The sequence below is a fragment of the Burkholderia sp. RF2-non_BP3 genome, assembly GCF_001522185.1.
GTDB classification, from domain to species: Bacteria; Pseudomonadota; Gammaproteobacteria; order Burkholderiales; family Burkholderiaceae; genus Burkholderia; species Burkholderia diffusa.
Window position 1 is genome coordinate 876,010 of the sequence record NZ_LOSU01000028.1, and the last position, 18,252, is coordinate 894,261.

At 65.4% G+C, this 18,252-nt stretch carries 13 protein-coding genes and 1 pseudogene; 11 read left to right on the top strand and 3 right to left on the bottom strand.

What is annotated here, in order from left to right; genetic code table 11:
* Nucleotides 1-33: 33 nt before the first annotated feature.
* Entirely contained in the window at nt 34-546 is a 513-nt protein-coding gene (gene tssB / locus WS45_RS14195) for a type VI secretion system contractile sheath small subunit (RefSeq protein ID WP_059700463.1), read from the bottom strand.
* A gap of 573 nt (nt 547-1,119) precedes the next feature.
* On the opposite strand from tssB, the gene tssK reads away from it, so the two are divergent.
* From tssK to tssE, 6 genes are all read left to right on the top strand, one after another.
* Entirely contained in the window at nt 1,120-2,472 is a 1,353-nt protein-coding gene (tssK, locus tag WS45_RS14200; protein WP_059700465.1) for a type VI secretion system baseplate subunit TssK, read from the top strand.
* A complete protein-coding gene (locus WS45_RS14205) occupies nt 2,469-3,209 on the top strand; it encodes a DotU family type IV/VI secretion system protein (protein ID WP_059700467.1) in 741 nt (246 codons plus the stop codon). The genes tssK and WS45_RS14205 overlap by 4 nt, the downstream gene beginning before the upstream one ends.
* Nucleotides 3,206-4,933, top strand: coding sequence for an OmpA family protein (locus WS45_RS14210; RefSeq protein WP_059700469.1), 1,728 nt, complete (start codon nt 3,206-3,208; stop codon nt 4,931-4,933). The genes WS45_RS14205 and WS45_RS14210 overlap by 4 nt, the downstream gene beginning before the upstream one ends.
* Before the next feature lie 94 nt (nt 4,934-5,027).
* Entirely contained in the window at nt 5,028-5,513 is a 486-nt protein-coding gene (locus WS45_RS14215) for an Hcp family type VI secretion system effector (RefSeq protein WP_059690140.1), read from the top strand.
* A gap of 133 nt (nt 5,514-5,646) precedes the next feature.
* Nucleotides 5,647-8,352, top strand: coding sequence for a type VI secretion system ATPase TssH (gene tssH / locus WS45_RS14220; protein ID WP_059700471.1), 2,706 nt, complete (start codon nt 5,647-5,649; stop codon nt 8,350-8,352).
* A gap of 13 nt (nt 8,353-8,365) precedes the next feature.
* Entirely contained in the window at nt 8,366-8,800 is a 435-nt protein-coding gene (tssE, locus tag WS45_RS14225; protein ID WP_059700474.1) for a type VI secretion system baseplate subunit TssE, read from the top strand.
* Between the two features lie 42 nt (nt 8,801-8,842).
* Here the strand turns inward: tssE and WS45_RS36110 are convergent.
* Nucleotides 8,843-8,944: pseudogene (locus WS45_RS36110) on the bottom strand (ABC transporter substrate-binding protein); the annotation flags it as partial.
* A gap of 146 nt (nt 8,945-9,090) precedes the next feature.
* On the opposite strand from WS45_RS36110, the gene WS45_RS14230 reads away from it, so the two are divergent.
* From WS45_RS14230 to WS45_RS14240, 3 genes are all read left to right on the top strand, one after another.
* Nucleotides 9,091-10,008 (top strand): alpha/beta hydrolase family protein, encoded by a 918-nt coding sequence (locus WS45_RS14230; protein ID WP_059700476.1) that lies wholly within the window; start codon nt 9,091-9,093, stop codon nt 10,006-10,008.
* A complete protein-coding gene (locus WS45_RS14235; protein WP_059700479.1) occupies nt 10,005-10,436 on the top strand; it encodes a MarR family winged helix-turn-helix transcriptional regulator in 432 nt (143 codons plus the stop codon). Before WS45_RS14230 ends, WS45_RS14235 begins: the two co-directional genes overlap by 4 nt.
* Nucleotides 10,437-10,896: 460 nt before the next feature.
* Nucleotides 10,897-12,357 (top strand): sialidase family protein, encoded by a 1,461-nt coding sequence (locus WS45_RS14240; RefSeq protein WP_059700481.1) that lies wholly within the window; start codon nt 10,897-10,899, stop codon nt 12,355-12,357.
* Nucleotides 12,358-12,426: 69 nt separating this feature from the next.
* Here the strand turns inward: WS45_RS14240 and adhP are convergent, their stop codons facing one another.
* On the bottom strand, nt 12,427-13,455 hold the full coding sequence (adhP, locus tag WS45_RS14245) for an alcohol dehydrogenase AdhP (RefSeq protein ID WP_059700482.1): 1,029 nt from the start codon (nt 13,453-13,455) through the stop codon (nt 12,427-12,429).
* A gap of 464 nt (nt 13,456-13,919) precedes the next feature.
* On the opposite strand from adhP, the gene WS45_RS14250 reads away from it, so the two are divergent.
* Nucleotides 13,920-15,947, top strand: a complete 2,028-nt coding sequence (locus tag WS45_RS14250; protein WP_059700484.1) for a TonB-dependent receptor — start codon at nt 13,920-13,922, stop codon at nt 15,945-15,947.
* Nucleotides 15,948-16,319: 372 nt separating this feature from the next.
* On the top strand, nt 16,320-17,957 hold the full coding sequence (locus WS45_RS14255; RefSeq protein WP_059700486.1) for a methyl-accepting chemotaxis protein: 1,638 nt from the start codon (nt 16,320-16,322) through the stop codon (nt 17,955-17,957).
* The last annotated feature ends 295 nt before the right edge of the window (nt 17,958-18,252 follow it).

The window sequence follows — 18,252 nt, forward strand, 5'->3', positions numbered from 1 at the left end:
AATGCGGTAAAGGCTCGCTTGGGCCGGCCGCGTTCAGGCATGGCCTTCCGGTTGCGTCGCTGCCGTCGCGATCTGCGACAACTCGCCGCGCAGCTTGTCAGACAGGCGCTTGTCCTTCAGGATCTTCTCGAACTCGCGGCGGAACGTGCCGTTGTCGAGCAGGTTGCTCTTCAAATCGCGCATCAGATTTCGCATCGCCAACATCGCCTGCAGTTCCGGGATCTGGCGCGCAACCTGTTCCGGCTCGAAGTCCTTCATCGAGCGGAACGACAGATTTACCGGCAATTCCGAGCCATCGCCGGCCAGGGTGTTCTCCGCGGCGATCTTGAGATCGGGCGCATAGTCCGCCAGGACCGCATCGAAGTTGTTCTTGTCGATGTTGACCTTCTTGCGCTCGGCCAGCGGCGCCTGCTCGCGGCCCGCGCTGAAGTCGCCAGCCACGAGCAGCTTCAGCGGCAGCTCGATCTTCTTCTGGGCGCCGCCCGTATGCAGATCCAAGGTAATTGAAACGCGACTTTTCGGAATTTCTCTCTGGAAGCTATCCATTTGCAATCCTTAATTGTTAATGGTAGAGCACGGCGCAGACGCACATCGCATCCGGCACGATATCGACGTGGTCGCCACCTTGCGCACGTGTGCCAAGCACCTGATGCAGGGTGTGTCCCGATCGATTATTCATCGTGTGGTCTCCGTTCGTACGGCGAAATCGAACGGGACTTATACATGGGAAACACGGCACACGTCAAAGCCTGTTGCGTATTCGCCTCTAAATAAAATCTCAATAAAACGTCAAATTACGTGTCTAATTTTTTATATTTAACGTTTATCAACATCAATTCAGACAAATCCTAGCGAAATCGCACCAGCGATCAATTATCTCGGTATTTCACATCGCAACTTATGCCCGTCAGGCAACGCCCACACCACTATCTCAAAATGGCAATAATTCCGTAATCTCAATAAGAAAAATCCAAACAAATGTGCCTTCACTGTTTTTCCGCCTCACCCGCCGCCACGACTCCAATTAGTAAACCAAACTACTTGGCTATTTCACTACGCGATGAAGATCATGTATAGGCTTACGCCCTTGACCCGATAACGAACAAACAGACCATACTCATGCGGATCGATAAACCGCTGTTCCACGAGGGGCTCATCCTGACGCAGCAGCATTTCCAACAGCAGCAGCGTTGGGCCGAATTTGCGCTCCATCAATTCGCGACGGCTGCGCTCGCGCAACCGTGGGGCACACTGGGCGTCGAGGTCGACGAGGAAGCGCTGGCCACTGGCCGCATCAAGCTCACGCGACTCAAGCTTCGGTTTACGGACGGCACGCCGATCGATACGACCCTCGCCGATCCGCTGCCTTCCGCGCGCGATCTGACTCAAGGCGTCCCCGCCGATCAGCAGAGCGTTGTCGTGCTCGCCGCGCTCGCACTGCCGAATGCGAACGGCAACAACTGCCGCTTCGACGAGGCCACACTCGCGCGCCCACGCCGCTCGTACCGGGAGTTCGTCAAGGTCACGGACCTGAACGGGACGGGAGAAACGGAGATCGCGGCCGAGCGCCACGCTGTGCGCCTGCTGTTCGACTTCGAGTCGCATGCGGACGACACGGTTTGCGCGATCGCACGGCTTACGCGAGGAACAAATGGCCAGTTCCAGATCGATCAGCGGTTCGTGCCGCCGTGCCTGACGCTCGGCAGTCATCCACTGCACCTTGAGCGCATCAATCGCCTGGCGGACATCCTGCATGCCAAGAGCCTCGCGCTCGGCGCGCGCCGCAGCGAGCGCATCGATCAGGTCGCCGAATACGGTGTCGCCGATGTGCAGCTCTTCTGGCTGCTTCACTGCATCCATGCCGCCTGGCCGCAACTGAGGTTGTTCGCCACCCACCCCGGCCGATCGCCGGAGCACCTGTACGCCACGCTCGCGCAACTGGCCAGCGCGCTGATGACCTTCTCGACTTCGTCTGATCTCACGGACATTCCGGCGTACGACCACGCGCGTGCCGACAAAGTGTTCACGAAGCTCGAAGCGATGATTCGCGACCTGCTCGACGCGATCATTCCGTCGCGCGTCGTGCCGATCGGCCTCACCCGCCAGAGCCCGACGACGTGGACCGGGCAGTTCCTCGACGAGCGGATCGTCGAAGACGCTGCCGACTGGTACCTGTCGGTCAATGCGCCGACACCCGCCTTCACGCTCGTCGAGCAGTTCCCGCGGCTCTGCAAGATCGGCGCGCCGGACGAAGTCGAACACATCGTCAATTCCGCGCTGCTCGGCATTCCGCTCAAGGCCGTACAGCGTGTACCGGCCGCGATTCCGGTGCGGCTCGACAACCAGTATTTCGCGCTCGATTCGAACGATCCGGCGCATGCCCGGATGCTCGCTGCGCGCGCCTGTCAGATCTACCTGCCGGCGTCCGTGCCCGACGCCTCGCTCGAACTCTACGCGGTGCTTCGCTCATGAACGCCCTGACTTCTGGCCGTAGTGAAGCGGCCCTCCCGCTGGAAGCGCCTGGCGCAGGCCGCGTGCCGGGTAGCGGTATCCGGGACCTGCTGAGCAATACGGCGCTGCTCGTCACGACGCTTGCGCCGGGCGGCCGGACGCGCGATGCGGACGAATTGCGCGAACACTGCGGACAGCTCATCAACCAATTCTCGACCGCGCTGCAGCAGCGCGGTTATCCGGACGACGTACGCAATGAGGCGCTGATCGCGCAATGCGGCTTGCTCGACGAGGTGGCGCTGCGGCATCTGCCGCTCGATGTAAGGTCCGAATGGGCCGGGAAGCCGTTGCAGGTCGAGCGCTTCGATCTGCACGATGCCGGCGAGCGCGTGTTCGACCGGCTCGAGGAGCGCATGCGAGAAACACCGCCGCAGACCGATCTGCTCGAGTGTTATTCGGCCATCCTCGGGTGCGGTTTCGTCGGCCGCTACGCCCGTGATGCGCTCGAGGGGGAAGCAAAGCGCGCGGCGCTGATCGATTCGTTGGATGCCCGGTTGAACAAGCTCCGCCCATCGTCGGACCGGCCGTTCATCACCGATCGCGCCGGCCTGCGCCTGTCCGACTGGTTCTACCGGCTGTCCCCGTGGGCGATCGCGGGTTTCGCTTGCGTAGCCGCGGCGATCGTCTGGGGCGCATGGGCCACGGGGCTCGACATGCAGGTTGCGCAACTCGTATCCGCAAAGGTCGCCCGGCCGTGAAATCCGACCTGCCTGTCCTGTCCGCGACATCGGCGCCGGCACCCGACCATCCTCACGAGGGGCTCGGCTACCCGTTCCGAGTAATGACCGTGTTCGCGACCGCGTCGGCGCTTGCGTTGATCTGGCTTGTGCTGCCGCTCGAGCGCGGCATGGTCTGGACGCTCACGGCGATCATCGGGCTCGTTGCTGTCGCGCTCATCGGGTGGCGCAGCCACCAGTTGTTCCGCGTGCGTGAGCAAAACGCACACATCCTGGCGGCGCTCGGTGAGGCGACCGCGGAGATCCCCGTCAAACTGCGCACGCGCATGCCGTTGGTGCTCGTGACGGGCGACGGCTTGTCGGCGCTGTTCAACCGAGCTGGAGAGGCACGACATGCGCACGTCGGCGACGGCGGGATCTGGCTGCGCGTCGACCGCGTGCAGGATCTGCCACGGCTGGCCGTGGCGGTCAGGCAGTGGCGCGATGGACGCGCGCCGGACGGCGTCTTGCTGACGGTCGCGCCAGCCCTGCATACGGGAACGGACATGCTGACACAACAGCTGCGTGCCGTACGGCAGGCGTTCGCCGATGCGGCGCGCATGCTCGGCGTGAGATTGCCCGGGTATGTTGCGATCTATCAGCGGCTTACGACCGGCCGCGTCAGTCCCGCGATACCGCAGTGGTACGGGGTGTCCTCCGCTACGCGCCTGGTGGACGCGGGCCGTTTCGAACCGGTGATCCGTGCCGCCGAGAACGAGATGCAGCACTCGGCCGGAGAACAGACCACGGCGGTTCGCACCGCGGCCCTCGCATCGATCATCGGATGGACGCAGCGGGTCGTGATCGGCGCACTGACGGATCGTCATCATCCGGCGACGCCCTCGACACTGTTTGGCGCCGGCTGGATCGACTGCGGCCCCGAGAGCGGAACGGGGAACCCTTGGGAACGTGACGTCGAGATGCAGACCCGGGTGATGCGGGCCGATGCCAGCGCCTCGCCACTGCCGTGGCCGCTGCCGCAACCGTTGATCGAGGCGATGCCTCACCGGCATTGGATATCGCCACGCATGGCGGCCATCGCTCATGCGCTCGCGTTGCTGGCGTGTACGGCCGCTGTCGCCTTCTGGGGCGCCGCAAAAAATAATGAGGCGTTGCTGACGCGTATCAGCACCGATCTCGATCGGTATTCGATGACCCCGGCCGCGCACGATGCCGCGAAGCGCGACGCATTGAAGGTCCTCATCGCCGATCGCGACCGGCTCGACTTGTATGCGCGCACGGGTGTTCCGCTGCGCCTATCGTTTGGCATGTACCGGGGCATGCACGTGATGCCGGCGCTGAACGACGCGATCGCCTCCTACGAACCGCCCCCCGCCCCGCCGCCGCCCGCCGTCGTCACGCTGGACAGCATGTCGCTGTTCGACAGCGGCAAGTCCCGACTGAAGTCTGGCACCACGCGCGCGATGGTCGGCGCGCTCGACATGATCAAGGCGCATCCCGACAAACGGATTCTCGTCGCGGGCTACACCGACAACGTCGGCAATCCGGATAGCAACCTCAAGCTTTCGACGGCGCGCGCGCAAGCCGTGCGCGACTGGCTGATTGACGCGTCTGGTATTCCGGCCACGCAGTTCGCCATCCAGGGCTACGGCGTGACGCGGCCGATAGCGGACAACGACACGCCCGACGGGCGCGCGCGAAACCGACGCGTCGAGATCACGCTGATCCCGGACGTCGGCAAATAGAAACAGTTTTACCCCCGGAGCAAACCACTTCGGGATTCTGAGGCTCGGGGACTGACTCCGGGTATTGGTAGTAGTACGAAAAATGGAGTGAAAGATGGCAATTCCGGCATATATGTGGCTCAAGGACGACGGTGGCGCCGACATCAAGGGATCGGTGACGGTTCAGGGCCGCGAAGGCAGCGTCGAGCTCGTCGAATTCGGTCACGGCGTGCACATCCCGACCGATGGCAACACGGGCAAGCTGACTGGGACGCGCGTACACAAACCGATCACGCTGACCAAGGAAACCGACGCGTCGACGCCGTACCTGTACAAGGCGGTAACAAGCGGCCAGACGCTGAAGTCGGTTGAGATCAAGTGGTACAAGATCGATGACGCGGGCAAGGAAAAGGAGTACTTCAACACCAAGCTCGACAACGTGAAGGTCGTCGCCGTGAATCCGGTGATGCACGACATCAAGAACCCGGACTACGAGAAGCACAACCACCTCGAGAACGTTGAGTTGCGCTACGAGACGATCACCTGGTCGTACAAGGACGGCAACATCATCCACAAGGATACGTGGAGCGAGCGTTCCTGATCCTGACCGAATGGTCGGAACCGACTGGCTCCCTGGCGGTTCCTTGCCGGCCTGACCGATTCAGGCTGGCCTTTTTATATCCGCGGGTGGCGCGCCCAACGGCTGCCGCCGCCCCAATCCCGACCGCCCTGTCATGACTCTGCGAGACACCACTCACTTGCTCCGCCAGCTCAATCCGCACTGCGCGAAAACACTCGAGGCGGCCGCGAGCCTATGCCAGGGTCGGCTTTCGGACGAAATCACCGTCGAACACTGGCTGCTGAAGCTGATCGAGGCAGGCGACGGCGACATTTCGGCGGTCCTCCGACACTACGGGATCGACATCGATGCCGTCTGGAATGCGCTGATCGCCGCGATCGAGCACCTGCCCCGCAACCTGCGCGGCAAGCCGGCGCTTTCGCCGCAACTGGCAACAATGCTGCAGGACGCGTGGCTTCGCGCATCGCCCGAGGGTGACGATGCGTCGATCCGGTCAGGTAACCTGTTGCAAGCGATCGTCGACGCGCCGCACGTGTTGCGCGCTCAGAATGCATGGCCGCTGCTGTCGGTCAGCAGCGCACAGATTGAGCGGCTCCTGCCGCGTCTCGCGCACCGCTCCTGCGAAAGCAGGCTCGACGGACACGAAGCCGATGCCGGCGAGCCGGTCACGGCGATGTCTAACGATGCGCGTGCGGGCGTGCCCACGACTACCGAAACCCATTCGCCCCGACGGACGACCGAGAGCGACGCACTCGCCCGCTTCGCGATCGACCTGACCGACAAGGCCCACAACGGCCGGATCGATCCGGTGTTCGGCCGCGATCGCGAGATCCAGCAGATGGTCGACGTGCTCGCGCGGCGGCGCAAGAACAATCCGATCCTCGTCGGCGAGCCCGGCGTCGGCAAGACCGCGCTCGTCGAAGGCCTCGCGCTGCGCGTCGCAGAGGGAAGCGTGCCGAACGTGATTCGAAATGTACGCATCCTCACGCTGGACCTGGGTTTGCTGCAGGCCGGCGCCGGCGTGAAGGGCGAATTCGAGCAGCGCCTGAAGAACGTGATCGACGAAGTGCAGGCGTCGCCCGTGCCGATCCTGCTGTTCATCGACGAAGCGCACACGCTGATCGGCGCGGGCAATGCCGCCGGCGGCGCCGACGCAGCGAACCTGCTCAAGCCCGCGCTCGCGCGCGGCGAGCTGCGCACGATCGCGGCCACTACGTGGTCCGAGTACAAGGAATACTTCGAGCGCGACGCCGCGCTCGAGCGCCGTTTCCAGATGATCAAGGTCGATGAGCCCGACGACGACACAGCGTGCCTGATGCTACGAGGGCTCAAGAGCCGATACGCGACATACCATAATGTGCACATCAGGGATGAGGCGCTCGTCGCCGCGGTCAAGCTCTCGCGCCGCTACATTCCCGCGCGGCAGTTGCCGGACAAGGCGGTCGACCTGATCGATACGGCCGCCGCCCGCGTACGCATGGGTCTGGAATCCCCGCCGGCGGAGCTGCAGCGAGCACGGGCCGCGGTCTCCGCGCTGGAACTGGAAGTCGACATGCTCGAAGCCGATCAGCAAGCCGGTATCGACGGTGCGGACGCACGCCGAGCCGCGCTTGACGCAGCGCTCGCAAACGCGAAGGCAACGCTGGCTGATTTGCACGCGCGCTATGAGCAGGAGTGCAAGCTCGTTCAGGCGCTGCACGAACAACGCGACCTCGATCCATCCAAGCGCGGCGACGCGTCGCTGGCGCACGCACGCCACGCGCTCGCCAGCGTGCAGGGCAAGGCGCCGTTGATCTTCGCCGACGTCGACGCCCAGGCGATCGCGCGCGTGGTCGCCGAATGGACCGGCGTACCGGTCGGCAATCTGGTCGAGGATGAACTGCGGAGCCTGCTCGCGCTCGAAGCTCAGCTCGCCACGCGCGTGGTCGCACAGGACGACGCGTTGGCTGCACTGGCCGAAAGCCTGCGTACCGCGAAAGCTGGACTCAAGAACGAGCATGCGCCGCTCGGCGTCTTCCTGCTCACCGGGCCATCGGGCGTCGGCAAGACCGAAACGGCGCTGGCTCTGGCCGACCTGCTGTTCGGTGGGCAAGGTGCGCTTACGACGATCAACATGTCGGAGTACCAGGAATCGCACACGGTGTCGCAGTTGAAAGGCTCTCCGCCCGGCTACGTCGGCTATGGCCGCGGCGGGATCCTGACCGAGGCCGTGCGGCAACGCCCGTACAGCGTCGTGCTGCTCGACGAAGTCGAAAAGGCGCATCGCGACGTGCTCGACCTGTTCTATCAGGTGTTCGACCGCGGCATGATGCGCGACGGCGAAGGGCGCGAGATCGATTTCCGCAATTGCGTGATCCTGATGACGTCCAACCTCGGTAGCGTCCAGATCGACGAGGCGACTGCCGACGATGCCGAAACATCGCAAGCCGACCTGATCCGGGCCATTCATCCGCAACTCGTGTCGCACTTCCAGCCGGCTCTGCTCGCGCGCTTCCAGACACTGGTTTACCGGCCGCTCGACGTGACCGCACTCGCTTCGATCGTACGTCTGAAGCTCGCCAAGATCGCCGACCGCTTGCGCAGGCAGCATGAGGTCGAGCTCACGTGCGACGACTCGCTGATCGGCGCAATGGCCGAGCTGTGCCGTGCTCGCGAATCCGGCGCGCGCAATGTCGATGCATTCCTCAATCAGCGCATTCTGCCCGCCGTGTCCCGTGAGTTGCTGGCGCGTATGGCTGCCGGCAACACACCGGCCCGGATCTTGCTCGCGAGTTCGGCCGACGGCAACGTGACGATCGACTTCGTCGATCGCGACAACGCTGTCGTCGGCCATCCGGCGCCCGCGGCGATGATCGCATAACAGGAGCGACACCGTGCCGGCAGGCCCATCCCTTTATGACATGCTGCTCGGGCAGATCGGTGGCGAACCGCTCGATGCGTACGACGACCGAACGCTGGAATGCCTGAGCGTGCAGCAAAACGTGCGGCGCATCCTGAACACGCGCGCCGGCGCGCTCAAGCATCTGCCTGACTACGGTCTGCCGGACCTGACGAACATCTACAAGGCGCTGCCGGCGTCCGCGCACATGCTCAAGGAGCAAATGGAAGCGACGCTGCTGAAATTCGAGCCACGCATCCGTTCGATCGACGTCGAGATCCTCGAGAACGACGACCCCGGCGTGCTCGTGAGTTTCGAAATGACGTGCCATCTGAAGAAGGCCGGACTCGTTCGGTTCGGCACGTACTTCGAGCCGCCCGGGCGGATGCGGTTGGAGCGAATGCAACAGGCGAAATCCGGCAGATATTGACCGTTCCACAAATCGCGACATCACCAAAGTGTGGCCTGCTTTCAGCAAGGAGCGGCCGAGGACGCCGACGTCAATCGCGTTGCCGTTCAGGCTTTCGCCGATGGGCGTGGCCGCCTGGAAGTGCTTCCACTCAATCGTGTACGGGCCGGTCCTTCAGCACGCCGGGAACCACACCGTCCGCCGGGCTTCACGGCAAGTCGTTCGAATGATTCCTCGACAGATATTTCGCGCACGAAATAAATCCCGGACTATATTTCGCATACGAAATACCTACCCGAACGAGGACGGCCATGACGTCGGAACCTGTCGAGTTTTGCGCCGCCGACGGCTATACGCTGCGCGGCACGCTGTGGTCGCCGGACGCGCCGCCGCGCGCGCTGGTGTTGATCCATCCGGCCACCGCCGTGCCGGAGCGGCTGTACGCGGGCTTCGCGCGCTTCCTGACCGAACGCGGCTTCGCGGCGCTGACCTACAACTATCGCGGCATCGGCGCGTCGCGGCCCGCGCGGCTGAGCGCGCTGCAGGCCCGCATGCGCGACTGGGTCGAGCTCGACGTCGGTGCCGCGATCGCGTGGGCGCGCAATGCGTACGCGGGGTTGCCGCTGCTGGCGGTCGGGCACAGCGTCGGCGGCCACGCGATCGGGCTGTCGGCCGGCACCGCGCACCTGCGCGCGGCCGTGCTCGTCGCCGCGCACGCCGGCAGCACGCGGCTGATTTCCCGCGGGGCCGAACGGCTGAAGGTGCGGCTGATCCTGCGCGTGCTCGGCCCGCTCGCGTCCGCACTGCTCGGCTACGTGCCCGGCAAGCGGCTCGGGCTCGGTGAGGACCTCCCCGCCGGCGTGTTCCGCGAGTGGAGCCGCTGGACCACGTTGCCGCGCTACTTCTTCGACGATCCGACGCTCGGCGCAGCCGAGCGCTTCTCGAAGCAGCAGTTGCCGATTCTCGCGCTCGGCTTCGACGACGATCCTTGGGCGAATCCGCCCGCGATCGACCTGCTGGTAAGCTACCTGACCCGGGCGGCCGTCGAACGCCGCCAGATCGATCCGAACGCCGCGGGCAGCGGACCGGTCGGACACATGGGCTTCTTCCGCAGCCGGCCAGGCACCGTGCTGTGGCCAGCAGTCGCCGACTGGCTCGCGCAGGCGCTCGACGTGCCGCGGGCTGCGGGTCGCCCGTCCCTTTCCATTGCAGCCGGGAACCGAGCTTGAGCGAAGACCGACGACTGTTTTTCCTGTTGAACATCGGCCAGCGGCGCGTGCAGCGCTGGGTCGACCGCAAGGCCGAGACCGATGCGCACGCCAGCGCCGCGCAGGCCGGCGTGCTGTTCTGCCTCGCGAGGCAGGACGGCGCGCTGATCGGCGAAGTCGGCGCGGCGCTGCAACTGGCGCCGTCCGCGATGACGGGGCTCGCCGACCGGATGGCGAAGGCCGGCCTGCTCGCGCGCCACGCCGATTCGGACGACGGGCGGGCAACGCGCCTGTTCCTGACCGACGAAGGACACGCGGCGCTCAAGCGCGCGCGCGTGGTGCTGCGCGAACTGAACGGCAAGCTGTGCGACGGGTTTTCCGACGAGGAACTCGACGTCGTCGCGCGCTGGCTCCACGCGTTGCAGGACCGCTTTCCGGCCGATCGCTGAACGGCGCCGGCGGTGCGCTGCATCGGCAAGATACCGCGTAATCGATAGCGATTCCGATTCGCGCTTTCGATTCGGTTTCCGAACTTTCAGGCGGCAAATTTTGCGTTCTGGATCCGCCGCTTCGGCAACGCTTTCCGGCTACGTCCTGTTACAAAAAATTGCCTGCCGCGCCGCATATCGATCGCCTACATTGCTATCCACTTCGACGCATTCGTCGTATGCACGGACTGCCTTCCCGTCGCGTCCGTATCCCGGGACGCACCCGACAAGTAACGAAAACGAACAGGTGTCTTGACCGACGTGCTGGCGGCATCCAGCACACGCGGATTGCGATGACTGAAGCGGCCTCCTGAACGACACGATCCGACGCGTGGCACGGCATCCATTGCCGCCGCGTACCGGCGCGCGACGTGCCGCTGTTCCTTGACATCGCCGCCGCACGTGAACGAGGAGCAGTCCCATGCGACGCACGATGGTGTCCCACTCGCTTGTCACCCGCCTCACCCGCCTGTCCGCCGCGACGGCAATGGCGATGGCCGCCGCCGCGGCCGCGCATGCCGACCCCGTGGTCGTGTCCGGTCCGAGCCCGTTCGCCGCCTGCACCATCGGCGGCCCCGGCACGAACTACGTGAACGCCGAGGTCGAACCATGGCTCTCGGTCAATCCGGCGAACCCGACCAACATGATCGGCGTGTGGCAGCAGGATCGCTGGTCGAACGGCGGTGCCCACGGGCTCGTCGCCGGCTATACGTTCGACGGCGGCGCGACCTGGGCGCGCACGCCGCAACCGTTCAGCGCCTGCGCGCCGGGCGGGCTCAAGTACGAGCGCGCGTCGGATCCATGGGTGTCGTTCGGGCCCGACGGCACCGCGTATTCGGTATCGATCTCGTTCAACCAGTCGAACAACGGCAATGCGGTCGCGGCCTCGGTGTCGACCGACGGCGGACAGACGTGGAGCAGCCCGGCCGTGCTGATCGCGAACGACGAACCGACGACGCAGTTCTTCAACGACAAGGAATCGGTGACGGCGAACCCGGTGAAGGCCGGCACGGCCTATGCGGTGTGGGACCGCCTCGAGCTGCCGAACGGCAACCCGTACGCGAACCTGCACACGCAGGCATATCGCGGGCCGACGTTCTTTTCGAAGACGGTCGACGGCGGCAAGACGTGGAGCAGAGCGAAGGTCATCGTCAACGTGCCGTCGCGTCAGCAGACGATCGGCAACCAGATCGTCGTCGACCCGAAGACCGGTACGCTCTACGACTTCTTCGACCTGATCCAGCCGCCGTTCAGCAAGGCGGCCGGCAAGGTCGCGTTCATCAAGTCGACCGACGACGGCGCGACCTGGACGAAGCCGCAGGTGATCGCCGGGCTGCAGACAGTCGGCGTGACCGATCCGAACACCGGCGAAACGGTACGCACCGGCGACATCATTCCGGAGCCCGCGATCGATCCGGCATCGGGGCAGCTGTACGTCGTCTGGCAGGACAGCCGCTTCAACGGCGGCAACTACGACGAGATCGCGCTGTCGACGTCGAAGGACGGCGGCGCGAGCTGGAGCGCGCCGCTGCAAGTGAACACGCCGACCGGGCGTGCCGCGTTCAATCCGTCGGTGCGCGTCGACAATGCCGGCTCGGTGATGGTCACCTACTACGACTTCCGCGACCTGCAGGCCGGCAACACGACGACGCTGCCGACCGGGTTCTGGCGCAAGATCTCGCATGACGGCGGCACCACGTTCGCCGACGAGCGGCGCGTCGGCGGCCCGTTCGACATGAAGCTCGCGCCGAACGCGGAAGGCTTCTTCATCGGCGATTACCAGGGGCTCGACGTGCTGCCGTCGTCGTCGTTCCACCCGTTCTTCGTCCAGACCAACGCGGGCAACCTGACGAACCGCACCGACGTGTTCTTCGCGCCGTGATACGCGCATGAGCGCAACGCAGCGCTGCCGCGACGTCCCTAGCGTCGCGGCAGCGTGCCCGCATGCGCGTCAATGCATGTCGGTCAGCACGATGCGGCCATCGACCTTCCCTTCGCGCAGCCGCGCGAATATGTCGTTGATGTTGCCGAGCCGGTCGCGATGGATGTGCGCGCGCACCAGTCCGTCCGCCGAGAAGTCGAGCGATTCCTGCAGATCGCGACGCGTGCCGACGATCGAGCCGCGCACCGTGATGCCGTTCAGCACGGTCGAGAAGATCGGCAACGGGAAATCGCCGGGCGGCAGGCCGTTGAGCGCGACCGTGCCGCCGCGCCGCACCATCCCGAGCGCCTGCGCGAACGCGCTGCGCGACACGGCCGTGACCAGCACGCCATGCGCCCCGCCGATCTCCTTCTGGATGACCTTCGCCGGATCGTCGGTCGACGCGTCGATCGTCAGTTGTGCGCCGAGCTGGCGCGCAAGTTCGAGCTTGGCCGGAGACACGTCGATCGCCGCGACGTGCAGGCCCATCGCGCGCGCGTATTGCACGGCCACGTGGCCGAGCCCGCCGATACCGGAAATCGCGAGCCACTGGCCCGGACGCGTGTCGGTGACGCGGATGCCCTTGTAGACCGTCACGCCCGCGCACAGGATCGGCGCGATCTCGTCGAACGCGACCTGCGCCGGCAGATGGCCGACGTAGTCGGGATCGGCCAGCACATATTCCGCATAGCTGCCGTTGACCGAATAGCCGGTGTTCTGCTGCCCGTGGCAAAGGGTTTCCCAGCCGGTGTGGCAATACTCGCAGTGACCGCATGCCGTGTAGAGCCAGGGCACGCCGACGCGGTCGCCCTCGCGCACGTGCGTGACGCCCGCGCCGACCGCCGCGACGACGCCCACGCCTTCGTGTCCGGGAATGAACGGCAGCGTCGGCTTCACGGGCCAGTCGCCGTCGGCTGCGTGCAGGTCCGTATGGCAGACGCCCGACGCCTTGATGTTGACGAGGATCTGGCCTGCGCCCGGCGTCGGGATCGGCACTTCCTCGATGCGCAACGGTTCGCCGAACGCGTGCACCACGGCCGCTTTCATGGTTTGAGTCATGCGTCGCTCCTGTCTGGTCGATGACCGCGCCAGTATCCGGGCTCGAAACCGCAACGCATTGATACGCATCAACGGGGCAGAAATCGTGCGCGGCGGCGGCGGATTCATCGCGAGACATGGTTCCCCGCGTCGCCGGCCCCGCTGCCGGTCTGACGTACCGCCTCTGCTATCTCAGCCATTTCGCCAGGTTGTCGGAAACCCCGGAGCTCACCGCCGTTCCGCTTGGAATTCGAAATGATATAACATATCATTTCGCGAGCTCGTCCACCTGCAGCCGTTCCATCCGGGTGGCCGGGTTACGCCGAGTCATATCCAAACGGGTCACTGCGCGCCGCAGACGCAACAATATATCGTATCCAAGGCGTGACCCACATGACTCGTTTCCCGATCCGATTCCAACCGATTCACCGACCATGCGCGACCTCCCTCGTCTACCGCTTCGCCCGCTCCCGCCCGTTTCGCTGATGCTGTTCACCGCCGTCGCGCACGCGCAAGCCGATACGCCCGCCTCGTCGACGCCGACGCACACCACGCCGCTCGCGCCGATCTTCGTGACCGCGAACCCGCTCGGCGACACCGAACTGATCTCGCCGACCGTGCAGCTGTCCGGCGACGCGCTGACGCGCCGCCAGGCCGATTCGCTCGGCGAAACGCTCGATGGCCTGCCCGGCGTGTCGACCACCACCTACGGCCCGATGGTCGGCCGCCCGATCATCCGCGGGATGGACGGCGACCGGATCCGGCTGCTGCAGAACGGCGTCGCCGCCTACGACGCGTCGTCGCTGTCGTACGACCACGCGGTGCCGCAGGATCCGCTGTCGATCGAACGCGTCGAGATCGTGCGCGGGCCGGCCGCGCTGCTGTATGGCGGCAACGCGGTCGGCGGTGTCGTCAACACGATCGACAACCGGATTCCGCGCGAGGCGATCGAAGGCGTGACGGGCGCGCTCGACGCGCGCTACGGCGGGGCCAATTCGATGCGCGCGGGCGCCGCGCAGGTCGAAGGCGGCAACGGCCGCTTCGCGTTCCATGTCGACGCGTTCGACCGGGAAACGAGCAAGCTGCGCATTCCCGGCTACGCGCGCAGCAGCCAGCAACGGGCGATCGACGGCCCCGACACGCCGCAACCGTACGGCAACGTGCCGAACAGCGACGGCCGCGTGCATGGCGGTGCGCTCGGCGCGTCGTACACGTGGGCCGATGGCTTCGCGGGCTTGTCGTACAGCGGCTACGAGTCGAATTACGGCTCCGTCGCCGAGGACGACGTTCGCTTGCGGATGCGCCAGGAACGCCTCGCGCTCGCGTCCGAGGTGCGCAACCTGAGCGGCCCGTTCACGAAGCTGAAGTTCGACTTCGCGTACACCGACTATCGCCACAAGGAAGTCGACAACGGCGCGACGGCCACCACCTTTCGCAACCGCGGCTACGAGGCGCGCATCGAGGCGCGGCATCGCCGGATCGGCCCGTTCGAAGGCGCGATCGGCGTGCAGTTCGGCCAGAACACGTTCTCGGCGCTCGGCGACGAATTGCTCGTGCCGTCCACGCGCACGAACAGCGTCGCGCTGTTCGGTCTCGAGGAATGGCAGGTCGCCCCCGCGCTGAAGCTGAGCCTCGGCGGGCGCTTCGAGCACGTGAAGGTCGATCCCGATCCGGCCGGCGTCGAGAAATTCGCGCTCGCACAGCCGCGCGACTTCAATGCCGGCAGCGTATCGGCCGGCGCGCTGTTCTCGCTGACGCCCGTGTGGTCGGTCGCGGCGAACGTCGCGTACACGGAACGCGCGCCGACCTTTTACGAGTTGTACTCGAACGGCCCGCACGACGCGACCGGCCAGTTCCTGATCGGCAACCCGAACGCGTCGAAGGAAAAGGCCGTGTCGACCGATCTGTCGCTGCGCTATGCAAGCGGCCCGAACCGCGGCAGCGTCGGTGTGTTCTACAACCGCTTCTCGAACTATCTGACCGAGTACAACACGGGCCGCATCGTGAACGACGACGGCGAACCGGTCGCACCCGGCGCCGGCGATACGCTCGACGAAGCAGTCTATCGCGGCGTGCGCGCCGAATTCTACGGCGTCGAACTCGACGGCAAGTGGCGCGCGTTCTCGCGGCGCGGTCACACGGTCGACCTGGAACTGACCGCCGACTACACGCATGCACGCAACGTCGACACCGGGCAGCCGCTGCCGCGCATCGCGCCGCTGCGCGCGACGCTCGCGGCCGATTATGGCTACGGCCCGTTCGGTGCGCGCGCGCAGGTCACGCACGCGTGGTCGCAGCACCGCGTGCCCGACAACGACTTTCCGACCGACGGCTACACGTCGCTCGGCGTGATGCTCACGTACAAGTTCCGTGTCGGCGCGACGCACTGGCTCGCGTACCTGCGCGGCGACAACCTGACGAACCAGGAGATCCGCTATGCGACCTCGGTCGTGCGCGGCTTCGCGCCGCAAGGCGGCCGCAGCGTGATGGCCGGCCTGCGCACGACGTTCTGATCGCCGGACGGCCCGCGGCGCCGGCCGCGGGCCGGATCGGGCGTTCCCGAACGTCCGGCCGTAAATACGCGATTCACCCGTAAATCGACGAACATGCCAATCGGACGATTTGAGAAACCGACCGGAACTTATTAACTTTCTGCAAAAAAGCGGATATTTATATCCGCGTATGAACGCGATGATCATCGATGATTCCCGAGCGTTTCTCCGGATCGAGAACGCCCGACCGGCGGGGGATTCCAGCGAAAAAGAATAAATATCAGGGTTTTCGATGGGTAAAGAAATATCCGGCATTCCCGTTAATGACGGCACGGGCCTGCACGCGGTCGAACAATAAATTCCCATCGCCAACCACTCGCACGGGGGCACATCGTGAAAATCGCCAGAATAACCATCAAGACAAAACTGCTTGGCGGCTTCGGTTTGCTCGCCGTGGTCGTCGTGATCGTGTCGGGCATGGCGCTGAAAGCGCTGTCCGATACGAACGACGAGTTTTCCCGGTACATGAACGGCGTCAACGCGCGCGCAAACTTGTCCGCGCAAATCCGTACGGCGGTCGACCGGCGCGCGATCGCCGCGCGCAACCTGGTGCTCGTGACCACGCCTGCCGACATCCAGATCGAACTGGCCGAAGTGCAGCAGGCGCACAAGGACGTGCAGGACCGTCTCGCGAAGCTGAAGGACATGATGGCGAACGCGACCGACACGACCGATCGCGCGCGCGAACTGGTCGCCGAGATCGGGCGCATCGAAGCGAGCTACGGGCCGGTTGCGCTGAATATCGTCGGGCTCGCGCAGGCCGGCAAGAAGGACGAGGCAACCGCCGATATCGACAATCGCTGCCGTCCGTTGCTCGCGCAACTGGTTCGCGCAACCGATGCGTACGCAACCTATACGCACGAGCGCGAAGTCGCGATCGCGCAGGCATTCGCGGATCGCTACGCGATCGAGCGCAACCTGCTGCTCGCCATCTGCGCAATCGCGCTCGTCGTGGCGGCTGGCGGCGGCCTGTGGCTGACGCGCAGGATCACAGCACCGATCGTCGCGGCGGTCGACGTCGCGCGCACGGTGGCAAACGGCGATCTCGGCAGCCGCATCAGCGTGAGCGGCAACGACGAAACGCGCGACCTGCTCGACGCGCTGCGCACGATGAATGCGCGGCTGATCGACATCGTCGGTCGCGTGCGCGATTCGTCGAACAGCATCGCGCATGCGGTGGGCGAAATCGCATCGGGCAATCTCGACCTGAGCCAGCGCACCGAGGAACAGGCTGCATCGCTGCAGGAAACCGCCGCGACGATGGAGGAATTCACGTCGACGGTGCGCCTGAACGCGGAGAACGCGCAGCAGGCGAGCACGCTCGCCGCGAACGCGTCGGACGTCGCGCTGCGCGGCAGCGCGGTGGTCGGCCGCGTGGTCGACACGATGACGGAGATCGGCCACAGCTCGTCGAAAATCGCGGACATCACCGGCATCATCGAAGGCATCGCATTCCAGACCAACATCCTCGCGCTGAACGCGGCCGTCGAGGCGGCACGCGCGGGCGAACAGGGCCGCGGCTTCGCGGTCGTCGCGAGCGAGGTGCGCAGTCTCGCGCAACGTTCGTCCACCGCCGCGAAGGAAATCAAGGAACTGATCTCGGCATCGGTACAGACGATCCAGGACGGCTCGGCGCTCGCGGGCGAAGCCGGCATGACGATGTCGGAGGTGACGCGAGCCGTCGCGCGCGTCACCGACATCATGGGTGAAATCGCGGCCGCATCGGCCGAACAGAGCCGCGGCATCGATCAGGTGAACCTGACGATCACGCAGATGGACGAGACGACGCAGCAGAACGCGGCACTCGTCGAACAGGCCGCGGCCGCGTCGAAATCGCTCGAGGCGCAGGGTCGCGATCTGTCGGAGACGGTGTCCGCGTTCCGGATGCCGGCCGGCGAACATGCAGCGTCGGCACGCGCGCGCACGCATGCGGCCGACGGCGCATCGCACTGGCAGGCAGCCGCCGCGTAACGCGTCACGCGTCGCTCGAAACACGATGCGCGGCCGCGCGGTACGCGGTCCGGCCGCGCTTCGCCCCCGCCTGCGTGCGACGGTCGTCGTGCCCGTTCGAACCTGAAACGGCAGGCGTCGCGCGGCACGCATTCTCTCGCGCGTCGACCACGCGCATCGCGCTCGATCGAAGCAATGTCGATCGACGTGGAATACGATCCCGTTTCTCCGGGATCGCAATTTCCGGTCCCGCCCCATACGCGACACGGCAAGTAATGAACCGACGTGCGAATTCGCCGATCGCGGTCATGCACTT

What these genes read in the sequence shown, in the direction of transcription:
- tssB (WP_059700463.1), bottom strand. Translation starts at nt 546, where the DNA reads ATGGATAGCTTCCAGAGAGAAATTCCGAAAAGTCGCGTTTCAATTACC.
- WS45_RS14250 (WP_059700484.1), top strand. Translation starts at nt 13,920, where the DNA reads ATGCTGTTCACCGCCGTCGCGCACGCGCAAGCCGATACGCCCGCCTCG.
- WS45_RS14215 (WP_059690140.1), top strand. Translation starts at nt 5,028, where the DNA reads ATGGCAATTCCGGCATATATGTGGCTCAAGGACGACGGTGGCGCCGAC.
- tssK (WP_059700465.1), top strand. Translation starts at nt 1,120, where the DNA reads ATGCGGATCGATAAACCGCTGTTCCACGAGGGGCTCATCCTGACGCAG.
- WS45_RS14230 (WP_059700476.1), top strand. Translation starts at nt 9,091, where the DNA reads ATGACGTCGGAACCTGTCGAGTTTTGCGCCGCCGACGGCTATACGCTG.
- adhP (WP_059700482.1), bottom strand. Translation starts at nt 13,455, where the DNA reads ATGACTCAAACCATGAAAGCGGCCGTGGTGCACGCGTTCGGCGAACCG.
- WS45_RS14205 (WP_059700467.1), top strand. Translation starts at nt 2,469, where the DNA reads ATGAACGCCCTGACTTCTGGCCGTAGTGAAGCGGCCCTCCCGCTGGAA.
- WS45_RS14240 (WP_059700481.1), top strand. Translation starts at nt 10,897, where the DNA reads ATGCGACGCACGATGGTGTCCCACTCGCTTGTCACCCGCCTCACCCGC.
- tssH (WP_059700471.1), top strand. Translation starts at nt 5,647, where the DNA reads ATGACTCTGCGAGACACCACTCACTTGCTCCGCCAGCTCAATCCGCAC.